Genomic DNA, 21,398 nt, shown 5'->3' with positions numbered 1-21,398 from the left:
ACGCCATCGACTGGACCACCGCGACCGGCAGCACCGCCCACAGCAGCACGGCGCAGACGCCCACCCGCCGCCCGTACACGTGCTCGGCGACCGCGTAGATCCCCGCCGCCGCGGCGGCGGGGATCTACGCGGTCGCCGAGCACGTGTACGGGCGGCGGGTGGGCGTCTGCGCCGTGCTGCTGTGGGCGGTGCTGCCGGTCGCGGTGGTCCAGTCGATGGCGTACAGCGAGTCGCTGTTCACGGCGCTGGCGGCCTGGGCGCTGTACGCCCTGCTGACCGGGCGGTGGGTGAGCGCGGGGCTGCTCGCGGCGCTGGCGGGGCTGACCCGGCCGGTGGGCGGTGCGGTGGTCGCCGCGGTGTGGGCGGCGGCCGTGGTCTCCTTCGTGCGGGAGCGAAGCGCGGCGCGCGCGGACGGCGTGCGGCGCACGGCGCACGCCCCTTCCCCCGTCGCGGGGCCGTCAACACGCGTCCTTGTCCCCTTCACTCTCCGTCGTCTCCTCGGCGTGCTGATCGCCCCGCTCGGCGCGGCCGGCTACGTGCTCTGGGTCGGCCACCGCACCGGCGAGGGCCCGTTCGGTTATCTGGACGTCCAGGCCGGATGGCGCAACGGCTTCGACGGCGGTTACGCCTTCGCGTGTTTCGTGGCCGACAAGTTCACGTCATTCCCGTCCGCGCTCGCGGGCGTCGGCCTGATCGCCGGTGTCGCGCTGCTCCTGCGGCTGTACGTCAGCGGGGTGCGCCGGGGTCAGCCGGTCGAACTGCTGGTGTACACGGGGGTCGTGCTGGCGCTGGCGCTGTGCGCGTCGAGCTACTTCGGCTCCAAGCCCCGGCTGCTGCTGCCGGCCTTCCCGGTGCTCCTCCCGCTCGCCGAGGCCCTCGCCCGGTCGCGGACCTCCCGATCGGTCCTGGTCACGGCGGCCCTGGCGATCGTCTCCGCGGTGTACGGGGCGTTCTGGCTGAACGGCTCCGGTCCCCCGTGATCGACTCGGACCGGCCGGTGAAGCTCCGGGGAATTGCGACCCAGGACCGGGTTAACGCATTTATAAGCGCCATATAAACAACACCCGGCACGATCAAAGGAATTACAGAGCGCGGCCTCACAGGATTGCGGAATCCGGCGGAATTCGACCGCCCTTGAGAGGTTTCCCACATCACATCGTCATCACAAAGCCGCTGTTACGACCGGGAACACAGCTCACTCGCTGTAACGTCGATTGGGTGCGTACCGAACGGAACCTCACCCGGCGTCTGGACCGGGTGTTCGCCAGGCTGGACCGGGAGCCGGAACGGCCGGCCCATATCGATGTGCCGGTGATGAGCCGGCACCGGGTCGTGCTGTTCTCCGCGACCCTCGCCTTCTACCTGGCGATCGTGTGGGCCGTGGTGACCACCTCCTGGCTCGTCCGGCTCGACTGGCAGGTCATGTTCTTCCGGCCGTACCAGCAGTGGCCGCAGATCCACGCCTTCCTCGACTACTACGTGGTGCTCGGCCAGCGCGGCCCCACCGCGGTGATGGTCGCGGCCTGGCTCGGCTGGCGCTCCTGGCGCCAGCACACCCTGCGCCCGCTGCTCACCCTGGCGACCTCGCTGCTGCTGCTGAACGCCACGGTCGGCGCCGCCAAGTACGGCATGGGGCGGCTCGGTCCGCACTACGCGACCGTGATCGGCTCGAACGAGATGGGCCTGGGCGGCGATATATTTCCCAGCGGGCACACCGCCAACGCGGTGGTGACCTGGGGCATCCTGGCCTATCTGGCCTCCACCCCGCGCGCACGGCGCTGGCTGTCGGCGGTGTCCGCGATCACCTCGCTGGGCGTCGGCCTCACCACCGTCTACCTCGGTACGCACTGGCTCAGCGACGTGCTCCTCGGCTGGGCCGCCGGCCTGCTGATCCTGCTCGCCCTGCCGTGGTTCGAGCCGCTGATCGCCAGGACCGAGACCTGGCTGTTCGACCTGCGCGACCGCTGGCGCGCCCGGCGCACCCGGCCCGTGCCGGAGCCGGCCGCCCCGCTGGCGCCGGTGCTGCTGGCACCGCGCGGCGCCGACGCCGAGCAGTCCGCGCCGGCCCGCGAGCCGGTCTCCTCGACCCGCGCCTCCCGGGGCCTGGTGCACCTGGCACCGGGACCGCACACCGTCCGTTCCGAGCGCAGCCCGGTCACCCCGGCGGGCAGCCGCCGCCCGCCGGGCGGCGACCGGGCCCCCCGCGGCACCTCCCAGCCGGCGGCCCGCCCCCTGACAGGCGGCTGACGGCCGGGACGGCGGCGGGACCGGTACGCACAACCGCCCCCGCGCCACGGCGAAGGCCCCGCTCCCCTCCCGGGGACGGGGCCTTCGCCGTGCGTACGCGTGCGGGCGTCAGCCCTTCCAGGCGCGCGCCACCCGGCCGTCGCGCACCTCGAAGTTGAGCCGCCCCGCCCGGTACTCCATGGTGATGATCGCGCCCGGCGGCAGCGACCGAACGGTCGACCAGCCGCGCTGCCGGGCCAGCCGCTCGGCGCTCGCCGCGTCGAGGCCGACGTACCCGTCCGGACTGTCCTGGGGCTCCGCTGGCGGAGTGGGAATCGGTGCCATGCGGCCACGCTAGGCCGCGACGCGCGGTGACGGAAGCCGGGCACGTCCGGGTAAGAGCGGCCTCCGGCCCGGGTCACACTTCTGTCACAGCTTCCGGGGTCTCGTTCCGGCCGAACTCCCTCACACGTTCGGGGGTTTCCGTACCGCTCACCGGGGGATTCGATGTGAATTCCCGCGTGTCACGGCGGCCCTTCGGAATTACCCGCCGGAAAGCACCGCGGCGAAGACCGGGAGGGCCGGGAGCATGATTCCCGGGGAATCCCGCCCGGGCCGCCGGAGCTGACAGGGCATAGGAGATTCCACGGATTCCGCACATGGCTCGCGGTGCGGACGCGGACGCGGCGGCGGCCCCCGGCGTGGAGCCGGGGGCCGCCGGGCCGAGGGCGGGTCACCGGGGTGGCCCCGGTGCCGTCGGCTCAGAGGGTCAGGCGCTGTCCGGGCACGATCACATCGGGGTCGGCGCCGATCGCGGACCTGTTCGCGGCGTAGAGGCGCTGCCACGTCGTGCCGTGCCGCGCGGCGATCCTGGACAGCGTGTCGCCCGCGCGCACGGTGTAGCCGCCGGTGCCCCGGGACGGGTGCGAGGTCTTCGGCGCCTTGGCCGGGGTCTGCCGGGCCTGCCTCTTCGTGCCGCCCGGAGCCGACTTCTTCGTCGGGCCCTTGTCGACGCTCACCTGCGAGGGGGCGGAGCCCATCGCTCCCGCGCGTCCCGAGCAGACCGGCCAGGCGCCCCAGCCCTGGGCCCGCTGGACCCGCGTCGCGACGGCGATCTGCGCGCCCTTGGAGGCCCGGTCGGCCGTGGAGGCGTACGCGGCGCCGCCGTAGGCGCTCCAGGTGTGGGCGGAGAACTGGAGTCCGCCGTAGTAGCCGTTGCCGGTGTTGATGTGCCAGTTGCCGCCGCTCTCGCACTGGGCGATGCGGTCCCACACCCCGTCGTCCGCGGCGGCGGCGTTGCCGGTCGCGGCCAGCAGCCCCAGCGGGGCCAGCAGCGCGGCGCCGGCGAGTACGGCCGTCGTGCGGCCCCGGCGCGTGCTGTCGTCACGGGCGGTGGTGCGGGTGGTATCGGCACACTCGGACATGTAATTCCCTTTCCAGCGACCCGGGCTCCCCCGGACGGCACGCGCCTCGCCGCGCGGGACCGCGGTGAGGTGCGCCCGCCCCGTCCGCGCCCCCGGTGCCGGCGATCCTGCGCTGCCGGTGCCGGGTGGCGGACGTACCCGAGCGGTGCTCGTTGCACACGGCGGAGGAATGTAGGGAGAGCCGGCGCCGGACTTCAACCAAATGGCCGTCGTTCCAGGCCAGTTGACCGTTACCGGGGGTATCGGCGATTTTCGGCCACCCACTACATACAGTGATTTCCCGATTTTTCGACCATGCCCGGCGACCCCCTGTGACCCACTTCACCCCTCCAAGTCGCTTGACGAGGCGCGGAGTTGACCGTGAGTGGCGGATTCCGCACCACGGGTGACCGTGCGCGGCAGTTGGTTCGAACCGGTGCCCCGCCGTGCGTGACTCCCACCACAGGACGCCCGTTGTCTTCTTCATGAGCCCGGAACCCTGGGGCTCATCGGCCGGGGGCCACCCGACCGGTCCAGCACGCATCCCAAGGGAGCCACCCGTGCCGCGCATGCTCGACGTCAGTGACGCCGTACGCGCCGAGATCGGCGACGAAGAAGCCGACCGGCTGCTCGCCGGAGAGAACGCCCCGGGCAGTTACGACTGCACGTCCTGCCGCACCCCGGGCGACTCCGAGCAGGAGCGCACCAGCACCGTCCTGTTCGTCGGCGAGGAGACCGCGGTCCTCGCCTTCGCCCACGCCAGCTGCCTGCCCTCGCAGGTCGTCCAGGTCACCGAGGAGCAGTTGCAGGGCGCCGTCCGCTCCATCGGCGCACAGGCCGCCGACGACGGGTCCCGGCGGTCCGCGCCGGAGCAGGCGGTGCTCGGTGTGACCAGCGGACTCGTCCTGATCGAGGGCGAGCTGCACCCCGCGCTGGTGGTCGAGCCCACCTCGCCCATCGTGCGCCCGGGCACCACCGGGGCCGGGGACGACTTCCTGCCGCTGCTGATCGAGCAGGGCTTCATGCCGGTGACCGAACTCGCCGCCGTACCGCCGGTGCTGCACGGCTGGTCGGTGCTGCTGGCGGTGGGCCAGCTGCACGCGGTCCTCCAGCCGGGCCCGCACGGCGGCCAGCCGGTGGCCTGGTGGCAGGCGCACCAGCCGCTCCAGGTCACCGACGGCTGGCGGGCCTCGGCCAACAAGCACCAGCAGGTGCTGATGTTCGCCGCCCCGGTGGGCTCCATCGGCCGCCAGCCCCGCGAGGACCTGCTGCGGGACTCCCTCGACCGGGCCGCGGCCCAGGGCAGGCTGGTGGCCGCGGCGCTGCCGCTCGCGGGGACCTGAGCAACCGCGCCCCCGAAGGCAGGTCACGAAACCGCATCTCTTCGGGGGCGCCGTCGTTTGGACATACGTGCACGCATACGACACTTCGCCCCGCCGGTCCTCGTACTCCTCCGTTCCGTCCGCCCGGACGGGACAGGAAGGGGCGGGTGGTGCATCGGCCACGCCGATCTTCGACATGCTCTCCGCGGAGTGGGTCAAGGCCTTTCGCACGCTGCCGGGCGACCGCAGCGGGGAGGAGGGGCTGAGGTTCGTCCCCTTCGGTCTGCCGGACCGGACGGGATGGTCGTACGGCGGCCATCGGGCGGGCTCGTTCAGCAGCTCCTACAGCGCCTACAGCGCGGGGGCCTACAACGCCCGCCAGCAGTCGCAGTGGCAGCGGGTCGGCACCATCGGGCGGCCGGACCCGGACACCGGGATGCACCATGTGCCCGCCGCACTGCCGCCGGGGCCGCGCCGGGGCGCATGAGCGTGCCGGACCCACGGTGAAGGGCGGCCCCCGAAGACGGGGGCCGCCCTTCACGTCGTACCGGTGGGGCTACTTCTTCTTGGAGCCGCGCTTCTCGCGCACCCGTACCGAGATGTGGATCGGGGTGCCCTCGAAGCCGAACTCCTCGCGCAGCCGGCGCTCGATGAAGCGCCGGTAGCCCGCCTCGATGAAGCCGGAGGCGAAGAGCACGAAGCGCGGCGGCTTGGTGCCGGCCTGGGTGCCGAAGAGGATGCGCGGCTGCTTGCCGCCCCGGACCGGGTGCGGGTGGGCGGCGACCAGCTCGCCGAGGAAGGCGTTGAGCCGGCCGGTGGGGACACGGGTCTCCCAGCCGGCGAGCGCGGTCTCGATCGCCGGTACCAGCTTCTCCATGTGGCGGCCGGTGCGCGCGGACACGTTCACCCGGGGCGCCCAGGCGACCTGGCCCAGCTCGGTCTCGATCTCCCGCTCCAGGTAGTAGCGGCGCTCCTCGTCCAGGGTGTCCCACTTGTTGTAGGCGATGACCAGGGCGCGGCCCGCCTCGACGGCCATGGTGACGATCCGCTGGTCCTGCACGGAGATGTTCTCGGAGGCGTCGATCAGGACGACCGCGACCTCGGCCTTCTCCACGGCGGCGGCGGTGCGCAGCGAGGCGTAGTAGTCGGCGCCCTGCTGGAGGTGGACCCGCTTGCGGATACCGGCGGTGTCCACGAACTTCCAGGTGACGCCGCCGAGTTCGATGATCTCGTCCACCGGGTCGCGGGTGGTGCCGGCCAGCTCGTTGACGACGACGCGCTCCTCGCCGGCCACCTTGTTCAGCAGGGAGGACTTGCCGACGTTCGGACGGCCGATGAGCGCGATGCGGCGGGGGCCGCCGAGCGCGGTGCCGAAGGTCTGCTCGGGCGCCTCGGGCAGCGCCTCCAGGACGGCGTCCAGCATGTCGCCGGTGCCGCGGCCGTGCAGGGCGGAGACGGGGTGGGGCTCGCCGAGGCCCAGGTTCCACAGATAGGCGGCGTCGGCCTCGCCGCTCGGGCCGTCGACCTTGTTGGCGCACAGCACCACCGGCTTGCCGGCCTTGCGCAGCAGCCGGACGACGGCCTCGTCGGTGTCGGTCGCGCCGACCTTGGCGTCGACCACGAAGACCACCGCGTCGGCGGCCTCGATCGCGTACTCGGCCTGGGCGGCCACCGAGGCGTCGATGCCGAGGACGTCCTGTTCCCAGCCGCCGGTGTCGACCACCTTGAAGCGGCGGCCCGCCCACTCGGCCTCGTAGGTGACACGGTCGCGGGTCACGCCCGGCTTGTCCTCGACGACCGCCTCGCGGCGGCCGATGATCCGGTTGACCAGGGTCGACTTGCCGACATTGGGGCGGCCGACGACGGCGAGCACGGGCAGCGGGCCGTGGCCCGCCGCCTCGATGGCGCCCTCGACGTCCTCGATGTCGAAGCCCTCTTCCGCGGCGAGCTCCATGAACTCCGCGTACTCGGCGTCGCCGAGAGCCCCGTGCTCGTACTCGTGCGCGGCCGAGCCGTCGGGCTGGATGTCGTCGTTCATGAAGTCCGTACCTCGTCGTTCATCGTGGTGATCGGTGGAACAGGCCCTCGCGGGCTGGTCCCGGCGTGGGCTGATCCACTACTCAAGTGTCGCCCGGCGCCCGGTCAGGCGCCTGGCGTTTTCCAGGTGGCCGGTGAGCTGCTTCTGGATGCGCTCGGTCGCCTCGTCCAGCGCCCGGCGCGTGCGCCGCCCCGATCCGTCGCCCGCCTCGAACGGGTCGCCGAAGACGACGTCGACGCGGGAGCGCAGCGGGGGCAGCGCCTTTATCAACCGCCCCGGCCGGTCCGAGCTTCCCATGACGGCCACCGGCACGATCGGCGCCCCGCTGCGGACCGCGAAGTAGGCGAGGCCCGCGCGCAGCGAGGCGAAGTCTCCCTCGCCCCGGGTGCCCTCCGGGAAGATGCCGAGCACTCCCTGGGCGGCCAGGACGCCGAGGGCGTCGGTGATGGCGGCGCGGTCGGCGGCGGCGCGGTCCACCTTCAGCTGGCCGATGCCGGTCAGGAAGCCGCCCAGCGGGCCGACGAACGCCTCCTTCTTGATCAGGAAGTGCGTCGGCCGGGGCGCCACGCCCATGACCATCGGGCCGTCGACGTTGTGCGAGTGGTTCACCGCGAGGATCACCGGGCCGGTGGCGGGCACCTTCCAGGCGCCGAGCACCCGCGGCTTCCACAGGCCGTACATCAGGCCGACGCCGATGCGCCGCCCGACCTCGGCGCCTCTTTCGGAGGGCAGGCTCACTTCCCGGTCCGCTTCTCCTCGACCAGGGTGACGACGCACTCGACGACCTGGGCGAGGGTGAGCTCGGTGGTGTCCACCTCGACCGCGTCGTCGGCCTTGGCGAGCGGGGAGGTCTTGCGGCTGGAGTCGGCGGCGTCCCGCCTGATCAGCGCCTCGCGGGTGGCGTGCAGGTCCGCGCCCTTCAGCTCGCCGCTGCGGCGGGCGGCGCGGGCCTCCGGGGAGGCGGTGAGGAAGATCTTCAGGTCGGCGTCCGGCAGCACCGTCGTGCCGATGTCCCGGCCCTCGACCACGATGCCCCGTTCGGCGCCGGCCGCCAGCGAGCGCTGGAGCTCGGTGATCCGGGTACGCACCTCGGGCACCGCGCTGACCGCGCTGACCTTGGAGGTGACCTCCTGGGTGCGGATCGCCGCGGCCACGTCCACGCCGTCGACCGTGATGGTGGGGGCGGCCGGGTCGGTGCCGGAGACGATCTCGGCCTTGCCCGCGACGGCCGCGACGGCGGTGGGGTCCGTCAGGTCGATGCCGTTGTTCACCATCCACCAGGTGATGGCCCGGTACTGGGCGCCGGTGTCCAGGTAGCTCAGGCCGAGCTGCGCGGCCACGGCCTTCGACGTGCTCGACTTGCCCGTGCCGGAGGGACCGTCGATCGCGACGATCACGGGCTTGGCGGTCGGGGCGGCGCCGTTTTCCACGGGGGGACACCTTCCTGGTGTGCGGTGTGGGCGGGGTCGGGGAGCGAGAGCGCCCCGCACAAGGTTACTGGGTGTGGGTCACTCGTCCGGACGCAGATCGCCGCCCTCCTCCCGCCGCTCTACTGCCGCAGTGCCCAGCCCCGCTCGCGCAGCGCGCTGCTGAGCACCGGCGCGGCGTGCGGCTCGACCATGAGCTGCATCAGGCCGGCCTGCTGCCCGGTGGCGTGCTCGATGCGCACGTCCTCGATGTTGACCCCGGCGCGGCCCGCGTCGGCGAAGATCCGCGCCAGCTGGCCGGGCTGGTCGTCGATGAGCACGACGACGGTCTCGTAGACCCGCGGCGCGCTGCCGTGCTTGCCGGGTACCCGCACCTGGCCCGCGTTGCCGCGGCGCAGCAGCTTCTCCACCCCGGTGCTGCCCGCGCGCCGCTTGTCCTCGTCGGAGGACTGGAGGGCGCGCAGGGCCGCCACGGTCTCGTCCAGGTCGGCGGCGACGTCGGCGAGCAGGTCGGCGACCGGGCCCGGGTTGGCGGAGAGGATGTCGATCCACATCCGCGGGTCGGAGGCGGCGATCCGGGTCACGTCCCGGATGCCCTGCCCGCACAGCCGTACGGCGGCCTCGTCGGCGTGCTCCAGGCGTGCGGCGACCAGGCTGGAGACCAGGTGGGGCATGTGGGAGACGAGGGCCACGGCGCGGTCGTGGGCGTCGGCGTCCATGACGACCGGGACGGCCCGGCAGTGCGAGACCAGTTCCAGGGCGAGGTTGAGCACCTCGGTGTCGGTGTCCCGGGTGGGGGTGAGCACCCAGGGGCGGCCCTCGAAGAGGTCGCCGGTGGCGGCCAGCGGGCCGGACTTCTCCCGGCCGGACATCGGGTGGGTGCCGAGGTACGCGGTGAGGTCCAGGCCGAGCGCCTCCAGCTCCCGGCGGGGGCCGCCCTTGACGCTGGCCACGTCCAGGTAGCCGCGGGCCAGTCCGCGGCGCATGGCGTCGGCGAGGACCGTGGCCACGTGCGCGGGCGGGGCGGCGACGATCGCCAGGTCGACGGGGCCCTCGGGGGGCGCGTCGGTGCCGGCGCCGAGCGCGGCGGCGGTACGGGCGTGCTCCGGGTCGTGGTCGGCGAGGTGCACGGTGACGCCGCGCTGGGTCAGGGCCAGGGCGGCGGAGGTGCCGATCAGGCCGGTGCCGATGACGAGTGCGGTTCTCACTGGGCGATGTCCTTGCGCAGGGCGGCCGCGGCGCCGGGGCGGACGCGGGCGATGCCGGCGCGGGGCCGGTCCGGCTCCAGGTGGGCGAGGAGCCGGGCGCCGACCCGCTCGCCGCCGTGACCGGCCTCGTCCCGCTCCAGCTGGACGGCCCCCCGGACCGCTCGTACCGCCACGGCGTCGCTCCTCGCTGACAGGTGTTGTCGTGCTCGCCCGTCCAGCGTAGTCAGCCCGCGTCAGCGGAGCGCGGAGCGCCCGATCGCTGAGACGATGCGCATACCGGTTTCTTCCGGTTTCGGCGCTTTTTTCGAAGCGCCGGTATCCGCATCCCGACATGTGTACGGAGTGGTGAGATGACCCAGGGCGCGACGCGGCGCACGGTGATCGCGACGGGCGCGGCGGCGCTCGCGACCGGCTGCGGCGGCAACAACGGCGGCAGCACCAGCGCCGCCGCCGACAACACCCGGACCGAGAGCCCCTCTCCGACGAAGCCGGCGTCCCCGGCCTCGCCCGCCTCCCCCACCTCCCCGGCGGCCGAGGCGAGGAAGCTGGCGAGCACCGGCGACATCCCGGAGGGCGGTGGCAAGGTCTTCGACGCGCAGAAGATCGTGGTGACGCAGCCGGTGAAGGGCGAGTTCAAGGCGTTCTCGGCGATCTGCACGCACATGGGGTGCACGGTGAGCCGGGTGCAGAACGGCACCATCGACTGCCCCTGCCACGGCAGCAAGTTCAAGATCGCGGACGGTTCGGTGGCCGAGGGCCCGGCGACCAAGCCGCTGGCGGAGAAGCCGATCAAGGTCGAGGGAAACTCCATCGAGCTGGGCTGAGCCGCCGCGTAGGCTCCGGGCATGCAGCCCGAGGACCTGGTACGCGACCACACGATCTACTCCTGTGTCATGGGGTCCCGGGCCTTCGGCCTCGCCACGGAGGCGAGCGACACCGACCGGCGGGGCGTGTTCCTCGCGCCCACCGCCCTGTTCTGGCGGTTCGAGAAGCCGCCGACGCATGTGGAGGGGCCGGGCGAGGAACGGTTCTCCTGGGAGCTGGAGCGGTTCTGCGAGCTGGCGCTGCGGGGCAACCCGAACATCCTGGAGTGCCTGCACTCCCCGCTGGTGGAGCGGGTGGACGACACCGGCCGCGAACTGCTCTGCCTGCGCGACGCGTTCCTCTCCCGCAGGGCGTACGGCACCTTCACCCGTTACGCCCTCGGCCAGCGCAGAAAGCTCGACGCCGATGTGCGGACGACGGGTGCCCCGCGCTGGAAGCACGCCATGCATCTGCTGCGGCTGCTGATCAGCTGCCGCGATCTGCTGCGCAGCGGTGAGCTGCGCATCGACGTGGGCGACGAGCGCGAGCCGCTGCTGGCCGTGAAGCGGGGCGAGGTGCCCTGGAGCGAGGTCGAGGCGCGGATGGCCCGGCTCGGGGCCGAGGCGGAGGCGGCCCTGTGCCACACCCCGCTGCCGCCGGAACCGGACCACGCCCGGGTGGCGGACTTCCTGTTCCGGGCCCGCCGCGCCTCCGCCCTGGCGTCGCCCCCGCTCCTGTGACCCGCCGGATCGGCCCGTGACCCCGCCGGCCGGCCCTCAGCCCGCCAGCCGTACCCGCACCACGAAATCGTGCAGCGCCTCGTGCCCGCCCGCCGCGTCCGGCAGCGCCGACGCGCCCTGGGCCTCGTCGAGGGCCGTGTGCAGCCGCTCCACGTCCTCCGCCACCCGCGCCTGGTCGAGCCCGGGGAACACCCCGTGCTCCCGCTCCGCCTTCGCGGCGATCAGCTCCGGCAGATAGGCGGGCGCGTCCCACTCGGCGGCCAGGGTGGGCAGGTGGGCCTGTATCTCGCCCGTGCGCATGAGGTGGATGCCGGTGAGCAGCACGCGGAACGTGTAGAGCAGCGGCTTGAGTTCGCCGGTCTTCTCGAACAGCCGCCACTGGGTGACCGCGAACCCCCGGTAGTGGTGGGCGTGGTGGCTGGTGAGCACGTCCGGGGCGAGGGCGGCCAGCTCGCGGTGGGCCTCGCCGGTGTGCACGACCAGCGGCGAGAGCAGCTGTTCGAGCACATAGCCGTTGCGGCGCAGCATCAGTCGGACGAACTTGCGCAGGTCGTGGGTGACGAGGTCCAGCTCGACGCCGTAGCGCACCCAGGCCTTCGACCGGGTCTCCTCCGGCTCGTGCAGGCCCACGAGGTCGGCGGTGGGCAGCAGGTGGACGCCCCGCAGGTCCACGTCCGAGTCCTGCGAGGGGAAGCCGTACAGGTGGGCCCCGGAGACGGTGGCGAACAGCAGGGGGTCGGGCTGTTCGGCGACGACGGGCGCGAGATCCATGTCGAGGTTGTCGATCATGGGCCTAAGCGTCCCAGAGCGTGCCCAATGCCAACAGGTCCTCCCGGTACTCGATCCGCCCGGTCCAGTCGGCGGGCCAGGCGTCCGCGCCCAGCCAGGCGCCCGCGAAGGCGCCGGTGAGGCAGGCGATGGAGTCGGAGTCGCCGGCGGTGCAGGCGGCCCGACGCAGGGCGGTGACGGGCTCGTCGGGGAAGAGCAGGAAGCAGAGCAGGCCGGTGGCGAAGGCCTCCTCGGCGACCCAGCCCTCCCCGGTGGCCACGCAGGGGTCGGTCTCCGGCGAGTGGGTCGCGACGGCCGCCTCGATCCGGTCCAGGATCGCCAGGCACTCGTCCCAGCCACGCGCGACGAAGTGCTCGGGGCCGGGGTCCTGGGAGCGGGTCCACAGGTCGCCGAGCCAGAGGTGGTCGTAGCGGGTGCGCCGTTCGAGGGCGTGGGCACGCAGCCGGCCGACCAGCGCGGCCGGCCGCGTGCCCCCCGCGAGCAGGTGGACCGCGTGGGCGGTGAGGTCGGAGGCGGCCAGCGCGGTGGGGTGGCCGTGGGTGAGCGCGGACTGCAACTGGGCGGCGCCGGAACGCTGTTCGGCGCTGAGCCCCGGGGCGAGCCCGATCGGGGCGACGCGCATGTTGGCGCCGCAGCCCTTGGAGCCGATCTGGCTGGCGTCCTGCCAGCCGCGCCCCTCGTCCATCAGCAGCCGGCAGGCGGTCAGGCAGGTGTTGCCCGGCGCGCGGTTGTTGTCCGGCGACTCGTACCAGTCCACGAACTCCTCGCGCAGCGGGGGTTCCAGACCCGCGGGCGTGAGGGGGCCGCGCGCCATCGCCCGCCGCAGGCCGCGCCCGAGGGCGAGCGTCATCTGGGTGTCGTCGGAGACGCGGGCGCGCTGCGGCAGCTCCAGCGTCCGCCAGGGCCCGAACATGGACTCGATCAGCTCGACGGTCTTGAACTCGGTCGGGAAGCCCAGGGCGTCCCCGAGGGCGAGGCCGAGGAGCGCTCCGGTGGCCGGCCGCTTGGACATAAAAGATCATCCCCCTTTATCGTCATGGTGACAATAAAGGGGGATGCCGGACGGCGCAAGGCGTGCCGCCTACAGATCGACTTCCTTCATCAGCATGCCGACCTCGGTGTTCGACAGCCGGCGCAGCCAGCCCGACTTCTGGTCGCCGAGGGTGATCGGGCCGAAGGCGGTGCGCACCAGCTTGTCGACCGGGAAGCCGGCCTCCGCGAGCATGCGGCGCACGATGTGCTTGCGGCCCTCGTGCAGGGTCACCTCGACCAGGTAGTTCTTGCCGGTCTGCTCCACCACCCGGAAGTGGTCGGCGCGGGCGTAGCCGTCCTCCAGCTGGATGCCGTCCTTCAGGCGCTTGCCGAGGTCGCGCGGGATCGGGCCCACGATGTGCGCGAGGTAGGTCTTGCGCACGCCGTACTTGGGGTGGGTGAGACGGTGGGCCAGCTCACCGTGGTTGGTGAGCAGGATGACGCCCTCGGTCTCGGTGTCCAGCCGGCCGACGTGGAAGAGCCGGGTCTCCCGGTTGGTGACGTAGTCGCCGAGGCACTGGCGGCCCTCCGGGTCCTCCATGGTGGAGACGACGCCGGCCGGCTTGTTCAGCGAGAAGAACTGGTACGACTGGGTCGCCACGGTCAGGCCGTCGACCTTGACCTCGTCCTTCTCCGGGTCGACCCGCTTGCCCTGCTCCAGGACGATCTCGCCGTTGACCTCGACCCGGGCCTGCTCGATCAGCTCCTCGCAGGCGCGCCGGGAGCCGTAGCCCGCGCGCGCGAGCACCTTCTGGAGCCGCTCGCCCTCCTGCTCGGCGCCCGGGAAGGTCTTGGGCAGCTTGACGTCCTTCTTGCCCGCGTACCGCTCCCGGTTGCGCTCCTCGACCCGCGTCTCGTACTCACGCGAACGCGAGGGCGCCGTACGACCGCCCTGCTGGGGCCGCTTCGGGCCGCCCTTGGCGCCGCCGCGCGCGGTGCCGCCGCGCCCGGACTTGGGGCCGTCCTGGGTCGCGCCGGGGCCCACGTCGTAGCGGCGCTCCTCGGGGCGGGGCTTGCGGGGACGGCCCTGCCCCTGCCGCTCGTCCCGGTTGTTGCCGGCGCCGCGGTGGTTACCGCGCCCGCCACTCTTGCCGCTGCCGCTGCTTCGCATCAAAGTTCCGTCTTAGTCGTCTGCGTCCTCTACGCCCGGCGCGTCGGGCGCGTCCGGGTCGAACGACGGAACCCCTTCCTGGGTCTCGGCCTCGATCGCCTCCGCCTCCGGGAGGAAGGGCGCGAGCTCCGGAAGCTCGTCCAGGCCGCGCAGGCCCATCCGCTCCAGGAAGTAGTTCGTCGTCCTGTACAGGATCGCACCTGTTTCGGGTTCCGCGCCCGCCTCCTCGACCAGACCGCGCTGGAGCAGGGTGCGCATCACGCCGTCGCAGTTCACTCCGCGCACGGCGGAGACCCGGCTGCGGCTGACCGGCTGGCGGTAGGCGACGACCGCGAGCGTCTCCAGCGCGGCCTGGGTGAGCCGGGCGGTCTGGCCGTCCAGGACGAGCCGCTCCACGGCGGGCGCGTAGGCGGCGCGGGTGTAGAAGCGCCAGCCGCCCGCGACGTGGCGCAGCTCGAAGCCGCGGCCCTGCGCGGTGTACTCGTCGGCCAGCTCGCGCAGCGCGTCCGCGATCCGCCGCCGGGGCCGCTCCAGGATCCTGGCGAGGTGGTCCTCGGTCGCGGGCTCGTCCACGACCATGAGGACGGCCTCCAGGGCGGGCTTGAGCTCCAGCCCGGCGACGGCGCCCGCTTCCTCGGGCACCTCGGTGGTCTCGCTCACGGCTGCTTCTCCTCCTCGCCTCGCTGCGGCGGCCGGTCGAACTCGTCGGTGACCGCGAGGGCCGCGTCCCCGTCCCCGCCGGTCCAGCGCACCAGCAGCTCGCCGAGGGCGGTCTCCTGCTCCAGGGCGACGGCCTTCTCCCGGTACAGCTCCAGCAGTGCCAGGAAGCGGGCCACCACGGTCAGGGTGTCGTCGGTGTCCTCGACGAGCGCCCGGAAGCCGGCCTCGCCCAGTTCCCGCAGCCGCGCGACCACGATCCGCGCCTGCTCCTGCACGCTGACCAGCGGGGCGTGGATGTGGTCGACGTAGACCTGCGGCTTGGCCTTGGGCTGCATCGCCTTGACCGCGAGCCTGGCGAACCCCTCGGGGCCGATGCTGATCACGACCTCGGGCAGCAGCTCGGCGTGCTCGGGCTCCAGGCCGACGGTACGGGGGTGGCGCCGGGCCTCCTCCTCGACGCGCGCGTTGAAGATGTCGGCGATCCGCTTGTACGCCCGGTACTGGAGCAGCCGCGCGAACAGCAGGTCCCGGGCCTCCAGCAGCGCGAGGTCGGCCTCGTCCTCCACCTCGGCGGCGGGCAGCAGCCGGGCCGCCTTCAGATCGAGCAGGGTGGCCGCCACGACCAGGAACTCCGTCGTCCGGTCCAGGTCCCAGTCCGGGCCCATCGCCCTGATGTGCGCCATGAACTCGTCGGTCACCTTCGACAGGGCGACCTCGGTGACGTCCAGCTTGTGCTTGGAGATCAGCTGGAGGAGCAGGTCGAAGGGGCCCTCGAAGTTGGCGAGGCGGACCGTGAAGACGCCGTCGGGCATCCCGTCGGGCGCGGGCTCCGGCCCCGGCTCGGAGGCGGCCTCGGTCTCCGGCCCGGGATCGGGCTCCGGCTCCGGCTCCGGCTCCGGTGCGGGATCGGGCTCGGCGGCAGGGGGTTCGTCGGATACGGCCGTCCTGCGGGCCTCTTCGACCGCCGCGGCGCCCGGTCCCCGCCCCAGCGCACGCCGACGTCCGGCGGTACCGGGGTCGGGGAGGTCGAACGAGGTCATGGCCCCCGCAGGCTACCGCTAACGCCCCCGCAGCCGTCGCACGAGGATGCTCGCGTCCCCCCGGGACTCCAGGTCGGCCAGCACCACGGCCACCGCCTCGCGCACGATGCGCCCGCGGTCCACCGCGAGTCCGTGCTCGCCCCGGAGCACCAGCCGCGCGTGCTCCAGGTCCATCAGTTCCTCGGCGGACACGTACACGGTGATCTTCTCGTCGTGCCGCTCGCGCCCGCTGGGCCGGCGGCTGGCCGCCCGCCCCCGCTTGCGCGGCTGGGCGGCGGCCGCGGGGCCGTCCGGCGCGGACTGCCGGCGCCGGCCGCGGGACTCGGCGTCGGCGGGCTCCGCCTCCGCCGCCATGTGCTCGGCGCCCTCGCCGTCGCCGCTCTGCACGGGCACGGCCTGCGGCGCGTCCTCGGCGGCGGCCACGTCGTCGCTCTCCTGCGCGGGAGCCGGCACCCGGGCCTCACCGCCCGCCGCGCGCCGGGGAGTCGACGGCTGCAACGCCGTCCCCCCTGTCGTACGGAAGAGTTCGTCGGCCCCCGGCAGACTCACTCGGCGTGACACCGGGCGAGCACCTCCCTGGCGAGCTGGCGGTAGGCGGCGGCACCGACGGAGTTGGAGGCGTACGTGGTGATCGGCTCACCGGCGACCGTGGTCTCCGGGAAGCGGACCGTGCGCCCGATGACCGTGTGGTAGACGTGGTCGTCGAACGCCTCGACCACCCGGGCGAGGACCTCGCGGCTGTGCACCGTGCGCGAGTCGTACATGGTGGCGAGGATGCCGTCCAGCTCCAGCTCGGGGTTGAGCCGTTCCTGGACCTTCTCGATGGTCTCGGTCAGCAGGGCGACACCGCGCAGCGCGAAGAACTCGCACTCCAGCGGCACGATCACCTTGTGCGCGGCGGTCAGCGCGTTCACCGTGAGCAGGCCGAGCGAGGGCTGGCAGTCGATCACGATGTAGTCGTAGTCGGGCAGCAGCGGCTTGAGCGCCCGCTGGAGCGTGGACTCGCGCGCGACCTCGGAGACCAGCTGGACCTCGGCGGCCGACAGGTCGATGTTGGAGGGCAGCAGGTCCATGTTGGGGACCGCGGTCTTCAGCAGGACCTCGTCCGCGGACATGCCCCGCTCCATGAGCAGGTTGTAGACCGTGAGGTCGAGTTCCATGGGGTTGACGCCGAGACCCACCGACAGCGCGCCCTGCGGGTCGAAGTCCACGAGCAGCACGCGCCGGCCGTACTCCGCGAGCGCGGCACCCAGGTTGATGGTCGACGTCGTCTTGCCGACGCCGCCCTTCTGGTTGCACATCGCGATGATCTTCGCGGGGCCGTGGTCGGTCAGCGGGCCCGGGATCGGGAAGTACGGCAGCGGGCGTCCGGTGGGACCGATGCGCTCACGGCGCTGGCGGGCCGCGTCGGGCGCGAGCGTGGCCGCGTACTCCGGATCGGGCTCGTACTCGGCGTCGGGGTCGTAGAAGTGCCCCTCGGGCAGTTCGTCGTAGTCGGCGAAGTGGTTGTGGGGCGCGCCACTTCCGTCGCCGGCCATGGCGTTCACGTGATGGCCATCCATGCTCTGGTGTGCTGTCCGGGGCCTGGGCGCTCCCGGACTCTGGTGGGCTGCGAAGGTGCGCACAGCTACGGAGCCGACAGCCTCGAATCCCGCGGGCCCCTGGCCCCCTGCGGGCATTCCTGGTTGACCACCCCCGGGAGAAAATGTCGACTCATTCACAAGTCGTCTTACCTCCTTGGTGACCAGGAAACTTCTAGACAAGGTCAGCGTGGCACCATGCCGACGGTTGGCGACTCTATGGCGTGTCGGCGGTCCGCAGCAACACAATCCGCCGGACCCGGCAGGATGTGTCGGCAATGAAACATGTCGCTGTCAAGGGCGTACGACCGTCGCACAGCAGGTTTCACCGGGGTGCGAATCGGTTGAACGGTTACGTTCGAGGCGAGTTGGCCGAGAGTCGCAAAGTGACCATACACACATCCGGCCGGACCTTGTCGGGCAAGGTCCGGCCGGGCGTGGGCGGTTGACGAGACGTGTTGACGAATCGCCTTTTGCCGGTAAGTGACTCAGCGACCCACCGGGTCGCGGAGGTCAGCCGAGCAGCGAGGCCAGCTCGACGTGCTCCAGGCCGTGGGCCTCGGCGACCTCCTTGTAAACCACCTTGCCGTCGTGGGTGTTGAGACCCTTGGCGAGCGCGGCGTCGCGGCGCAGCGCCTCGACCCAGCCGTTGTTGGCGAGGGAGACGATGTACGGCAGCGTCGCGTTGGTGAGGGCGTTGGTGGAGGTGTTCGGCACACCGCCCGGCATGTTGGCGACGCAGTAGAAGACCGAGTTGTGGACCTGGAAGGTCGGCTCGGCGTGGGTGGTGGGACGGGAGTCCTCGAAGCAGCCGCCCTGGTCGATCGCGATGTCGACAAGGACACTTCCGGGCTTCATCCGGGCCACCAGCTCGTTGGTGACCAGCTTCGGGGCCTTGGCACCCGGGATCAGGACCGCGCCGATGACCAGGTCGGCGTCCAGGACGGCCTTCTCCAGCTCGAAGGCGTTGGACATGATCGCCTTGACCTTCGTACCGAAGATCTTGTCGGCCTCGCGCAGCTTGTTGATGTCGCGGTCCAGCAGGGTCACGTCGAAGCCCATGCCGACGGCGACCTGGGTGGCGTTCCAGCCGGAGACGCCGCCGCCGATGACCACGGCCTTGGCCGGGGTCACACCCGGGACACCGCCGGGCAGCACACCGCGGCCGCCGCCCGCGCGCATCAGGTGGTAGGCGCCGACCTGCGGGGCCAGCCGGCCCGCGACCTCGGACATCGGGGCGAGCAGCGGCAGCGAGCGGTTGGGCAGCTCGACCGTCTCGTAGGCGATGGCCGTGGTGCCGGACTCGATCAGCGCGTCGGTGCACTCCTTGGAGGCGGCCAGGTGCAGGTAGGTGAAGAGGATCTGGTCCTTGCGAAGGCGGTGGTACTCCTCAGCGATGGGCTCCTTGACCTTCAGCAGCAGGTCGGCGGCGGCCCAGACCTCGTCGGCGGTGTCCAGGATCCGGCCACCGGCGGCCACGTACTCGTCGTCCGTGATCGAGGAGCCGACGCCGGCGCCCCGCTCGATGACGACCTGGTGGCCGTTGCGCACCAGCTCGTGCACGCCGGCGGGGGTGATGGCCACCCGGAACTCGTTGTTCTTGACCTCGCGGGGGATGCCGACCTTCACGTCGATCACGGTCCTTGGCTCAGGGGTATGGGGGTGCATTACAGACGTACCCAGTCATGCCTAGGCATACCGGGAGACACCGCAGGAACATGCGGCAGAGCCAGTTTAATGAAGGTGTTCCGCCTGTCTAGCCTTTCATTGCATCAATCTTCAGACGATGCACCGCGGATTTCGCAGGCGTTTGCGTCCTGTTCCGGGCCTGTGTCCTGCTCCGACGGCCGTTCCGGGCCCTCCTCACCCAGCAGACGCCCGGCCGCGGCCCGGTGCAACCGGGCCGCCGTCGGGTCGCCGAGGCGCTCCAGAGTGTCGGCCAGGCGCAGCTGCAACGCGGCCTGGAGGCGGACGTCGTCCGCGCGCCGTGCCCACTCCACCGCCTCCTGGCAGGTGTGCAGCGATTCCTGCGGCCGTCCCGCGTACTCCTGCACCCGGGCCAGTTCGCTCAACGCCCTTGCGTAGGCGGCGACTTCACCGCTCTTGCGGTAGGCCGCGCAGGCCGCCCGCCAGTTCCGCAGCGCCTCGCCGTAGCGGCCCGCGTAGGTGTGGGCGGTGGCGATCCGGCCGTACAGCCGGGCGGCCTCGGTGCGCTCGCCGCGGGCCAGCCGGTCGGCCAGCGCCCGACCGAACCAGTCGGCGGCCCGGTCGTAGTCCCCCAGCTCCTGGTGGGCGCCGCCTACGGATTCCATCGCGCGGCCGGTCGCGTACGGGTCGTTCGCCGCGCGCCCGGCGTCCAGCGCGTCCCGGTAGCGGGCCAGCGCGTCCCGGGTGCGGCCGGTCTGGGCGTCCAGATCGCCCAGGTTCAGCAGCGCCGCGGCCCGCTCCCGGGGCAGTCCGCGCCGCTCGGCGACGTCCAGCACCAGGCCGTGCACGCCGTACAGGTCGGCGGCCGCCGCCTGGGTGCCGACATGCGCCGCGAAGGCCCGGACCAGCTGCGACAGCAGCCGCCTCGCCAGGGTGTCCAGCTCCCCGTCGGCCACCGCGAGCCGGGCGGAGGCCAGCAGCGCGGGCCTGCGCACGCGCAGCCACTCGGCGGCCTCCCGGGGGTCGGCGAAGCGCACCGCCGGGGGCAGGGCCTGGATCTTCTCCCGGGACTGCGGGCTGTCCGTCTCGGTGATCGTCCGGCAGGAGTGCAGCAGCCGTACCGTGCGCTCCAGCATCCGCGCCCGGGCCAGCTGGAGCTCCCCGGGCCGCTCCTGGGCCTCGGCCAGGGCGCGCAGCAGCGGGTGCAGCCAGCCCGGCACCTCGTACTCGGCGAGCGGTGAGTCCACCGGGCGCAGCAGGCCGAGGGCGACGAAGTCGTCCAAGGTGGCGCGGGCGGCCTCCACCGAGCAGCCGGCCAGCGCGGAGGCCGTGTGGTCGTCGACCGGGCCGGCCGGGGCCAGGCTGAGCAGTCGCAGTATCCGGGCGGCAGGGCCGGGCAGCTCCTCGTGCACCAGCCGGAAGACGCGGGCCAATGGGGTGGCGTCGGCGTCGTCCGCGCCGTCCTGCCCAGGGGTGTGCATCCGCTTGGCGAGGTCGGAGACGGCGGCCTTGGGGCGGGCGGCGAGCCAGCCGCCGGCCAGCACCAGGGTGGCCGGGTGGCCCTGGCAGGCCTCCACCAGGCTCTCTGCGGAGCGGGGGTCGACGGTGACGCGGACCGAGCCGGTGTAGCGGGTGAGCAGCTCGACGGCGGACTTGGTGTCCAGGCCGCCCAGGGTGCAGGGGCGGACGTCCGCGATGCCGGTGAGCGGGCCCTTGGAGACGGCCACCACCAGGCAGTCCGGGGCGTCCGGGAGCAGCGCGTCGACCTGTTCGGCCCCGGCCGCGTCGTCCAGGAGCAGCAGCGCCCGGCGGCCGGCGAGGGCGGTGCGCAGGGCCTCGGTCAGATCGTCCTCGGCGGCGCCGGCCGGGGCGGGCACCCGCAGCGCGGCGAGCAGCTCGCGGGCGGCCCGCTCCACCGGGACCGGGGTGCCGTCGGCCTCGCCGAGCCGGGCCCGCAGCACCCCGTCGGGGTAACGGTGCGCGACCTGGCGGACCAGTTCGGCGGCGAGGGCGGTGCGGCCGGAACCGGGGCGTCCGGCGATCAGCAGGACCCGCGCGCGGGGCGCCTTGCGGCCGGCGATGGTGTCCAGGCCCGCGCGCTCGATGTCGGCGCGCAGCTCCTTCAACTCCCGTGTGCGGCCCAGGAAATGGTCCCCGTCGGCCGAGGGCGCGGACAGCCGCGCACCGCCTGTGTCCACCGCCTGATCCGTCACGGGCCACACTCCCGTCCCACACCGCACGCGCAAGCCCGCCGGATCTTCCGGTACGGGCGTTGAAGAGCCTAGTTCACGCTCTGCGACGTTCCGCTCGGAGCACGGCGGGCACGGCGGGGACATCGCCCGATCGGATCAGGCGATCGTCACACCAATAT

General features: G+C 72.8%; 21 protein-coding genes and 1 pseudogene. 6 read left to right on the top strand and 16 right to left on the bottom strand.

The features are described from left to right. Window positions 1-107: 107 nt before the first annotated feature. Window positions 108-980 (top strand): annotated as a pseudogene (locus tag FRZ03_RS13465) (hypothetical protein); the annotation flags it as partial. 238 nt (window positions 981-1,218) lie between these two features. Next, window positions 1,219-2,247 (top strand): phosphatase PAP2 family protein, encoded by a 1,029-nt coding sequence (locus FRZ03_RS13460; protein WP_146465378.1) that lies wholly within the window; start codon window positions 1,219-1,221, stop codon window positions 2,245-2,247. A gap of 108 nt (window positions 2,248-2,355) precedes the next feature. Here FRZ03_RS13460 and FRZ03_RS13455 read toward each other — a convergent pair whose 3' ends face one another. Both FRZ03_RS13455 and FRZ03_RS13450 read right to left on the bottom strand, forming a co-directional pair. Next, complete coding sequence (locus FRZ03_RS13455; RefSeq protein ID WP_070027992.1) at window positions 2,356-2,571, bottom strand: I78 family peptidase inhibitor; 216 nt, start codon at window positions 2,569-2,571, stop codon at window positions 2,356-2,358. Window positions 2,572-2,987: 416 nt separating this feature from the next. Then, window positions 2,988-3,650, bottom strand: a complete 663-nt coding sequence (locus FRZ03_RS13450) for a LysM peptidoglycan-binding domain-containing protein (RefSeq protein ID WP_146465377.1) — start codon at window positions 3,648-3,650, stop codon at window positions 2,988-2,990. 539 nt (window positions 3,651-4,189) lie between these two features. On the opposite strand from FRZ03_RS13450, the gene FRZ03_RS13445 reads away from it, so the two are divergent. After that, on the top strand, window positions 4,190-4,972 hold the full coding sequence (locus FRZ03_RS13445; RefSeq protein ID WP_146465376.1) for a hypothetical protein: 783 nt from the start codon (window positions 4,190-4,192) through the stop codon (window positions 4,970-4,972). 67 nt (window positions 4,973-5,039) lie between these two features. Then, on the top strand, window positions 5,040-5,438 hold the full coding sequence (locus FRZ03_RS13440; RefSeq protein ID WP_146465375.1) for a hypothetical protein: 399 nt from the start codon (window positions 5,040-5,042) through the stop codon (window positions 5,436-5,438). Window positions 5,439-5,507: 69 nt separating this feature from the next. On the opposite strand, the gene der is transcribed toward FRZ03_RS13440, so the two are convergent. The 5 genes from der to FRZ03_RS39080 form a co-directional block, all read right to left on the bottom strand. Continuing rightward, entirely contained in the window at window positions 5,508-6,989 is a 1,482-nt protein-coding gene (der, locus tag FRZ03_RS13435) for a ribosome biogenesis GTPase Der (protein WP_146465374.1), read from the bottom strand. A gap of 78 nt (window positions 6,990-7,067) precedes the next feature. Then, window positions 7,068-7,670, bottom strand: a complete 603-nt coding sequence (locus tag FRZ03_RS13430; RefSeq protein ID WP_261398992.1) for a lysophospholipid acyltransferase family protein — start codon at window positions 7,668-7,670, stop codon at window positions 7,068-7,070. A gap of 53 nt (window positions 7,671-7,723) precedes the next feature. Continuing rightward, entirely contained in the window at window positions 7,724-8,419 is a 696-nt protein-coding gene (gene cmk / locus FRZ03_RS13425; RefSeq protein WP_146465372.1) for a (d)CMP kinase, read from the bottom strand. Window positions 8,420-8,538: 119 nt separating this feature from the next. After that, window positions 8,539-9,624, bottom strand: coding sequence for a prephenate dehydrogenase (locus FRZ03_RS13420; RefSeq protein WP_146465371.1), 1,086 nt, complete (start codon window positions 9,622-9,624; stop codon window positions 8,539-8,541). Further along, the gene (locus FRZ03_RS39080) at window positions 9,621-9,797 is read right to left on the bottom strand and encodes a hypothetical protein (RefSeq protein WP_186785402.1); all 177 of its coding nucleotides are present in this window, start codon (window positions 9,795-9,797) and stop codon (window positions 9,621-9,623) included. Before FRZ03_RS39080 ends, FRZ03_RS13420 begins: the two co-directional genes overlap by 4 nt. A 177-nt stretch (window positions 9,798-9,974) precedes the next feature. Here FRZ03_RS39080 and FRZ03_RS13415 point away from each other — a divergent pair, with 177 nt between their 5' ends. Beyond that, entirely contained in the window at window positions 9,975-10,448 is a 474-nt protein-coding gene (locus tag FRZ03_RS13415) for a Rieske (2Fe-2S) protein (protein WP_146465370.1), read from the top strand. A 21-nt stretch (window positions 10,449-10,469) separates the two neighbouring features. Further along, window positions 10,470-11,168: a nucleotidyltransferase domain-containing protein gene (locus FRZ03_RS13410; RefSeq protein ID WP_146465369.1), complete on the top strand. Its 699-nt coding sequence runs from the start codon at window positions 10,470-10,472 to the stop codon at window positions 11,166-11,168. A gap of 36 nt (window positions 11,169-11,204) precedes the next feature. Here FRZ03_RS13410 and FRZ03_RS13405 read toward each other — a convergent pair whose 3' ends face one another. The 9 genes from FRZ03_RS13405 to FRZ03_RS13365 all read right to left on the bottom strand — a co-directional run bounded on the left by FRZ03_RS13405 (window position 11,205) and on the right by FRZ03_RS13365 (window position 21,240). Then, a complete protein-coding gene (locus FRZ03_RS13405; RefSeq protein ID WP_146465368.1) occupies window positions 11,205-11,957 on the bottom strand; it encodes a nucleotidyltransferase domain-containing protein in 753 nt (250 codons plus the stop codon). A gap of 4 nt (window positions 11,958-11,961) precedes the next feature. Next, the gene (locus FRZ03_RS13400) at window positions 11,962-12,969 is read right to left on the bottom strand and encodes an ADP-ribosylglycohydrolase family protein (RefSeq protein ID WP_146465367.1); all 1,008 of its coding nucleotides are present in this window, start codon (window positions 12,967-12,969) and stop codon (window positions 11,962-11,964) included. Between the two features lie 69 nt (window positions 12,970-13,038). Next, a complete protein-coding gene (locus FRZ03_RS13395) occupies window positions 13,039-14,100 on the bottom strand; it encodes a pseudouridine synthase (RefSeq protein WP_146465366.1) in 1,062 nt (353 codons plus the stop codon). Window positions 14,101-14,112: 12 nt separating this feature from the next. After that, entirely contained in the window at window positions 14,113-14,760 is a 648-nt protein-coding gene (scpB, locus tag FRZ03_RS13390) for an SMC-Scp complex subunit ScpB (RefSeq protein ID WP_146465365.1), read from the bottom strand. Further along, window positions 14,757-15,800, bottom strand: coding sequence for a segregation and condensation protein A (locus FRZ03_RS13385; protein WP_146465364.1), 1,044 nt, complete (start codon window positions 15,798-15,800; stop codon window positions 14,757-14,759). Before FRZ03_RS13385 ends, scpB begins: the two co-directional genes overlap by 4 nt. 18 nt (window positions 15,801-15,818) lie before the next feature. Next, window positions 15,819-16,361, bottom strand: a complete 543-nt coding sequence (locus tag FRZ03_RS13380; RefSeq protein ID WP_186785401.1) for a hypothetical protein — start codon at window positions 16,359-16,361, stop codon at window positions 15,819-15,821. Beyond that, the gene (locus FRZ03_RS13375; protein ID WP_146465362.1) at window positions 16,346-17,479 is read right to left on the bottom strand and encodes a ParA family protein; all 1,134 of its coding nucleotides are present in this window, start codon (window positions 17,477-17,479) and stop codon (window positions 16,346-16,348) included. The genes FRZ03_RS13380 and FRZ03_RS13375 overlap by 16 nt, the downstream gene beginning before the upstream one ends. Before the next feature lie 414 nt (window positions 17,480-17,893). Next, on the bottom strand, window positions 17,894-19,018 hold the full coding sequence (ald, locus tag FRZ03_RS13370) for an alanine dehydrogenase (protein WP_146465361.1): 1,125 nt from the start codon (window positions 19,016-19,018) through the stop codon (window positions 17,894-17,896). A 134-nt stretch (window positions 19,019-19,152) separates the two neighbouring features. Then, the gene (locus FRZ03_RS13365) at window positions 19,153-21,240 is read right to left on the bottom strand and encodes a tetratricopeptide repeat protein (RefSeq protein WP_146465360.1); all 2,088 of its coding nucleotides are present in this window, start codon (window positions 21,238-21,240) and stop codon (window positions 19,153-19,155) included. Between the last annotated feature and the right edge of the window lie 158 nt (window positions 21,241-21,398).

The organism is Streptomyces misionensis, assembly GCF_007896895.1.
GTDB lineage: Bacteria > Actinomycetota > Actinomycetes > Streptomycetales > Streptomycetaceae > Streptomyces > Streptomyces misionensis_A.
This window is presented reverse-complemented; position numbering and strand designations above follow the sequence as displayed.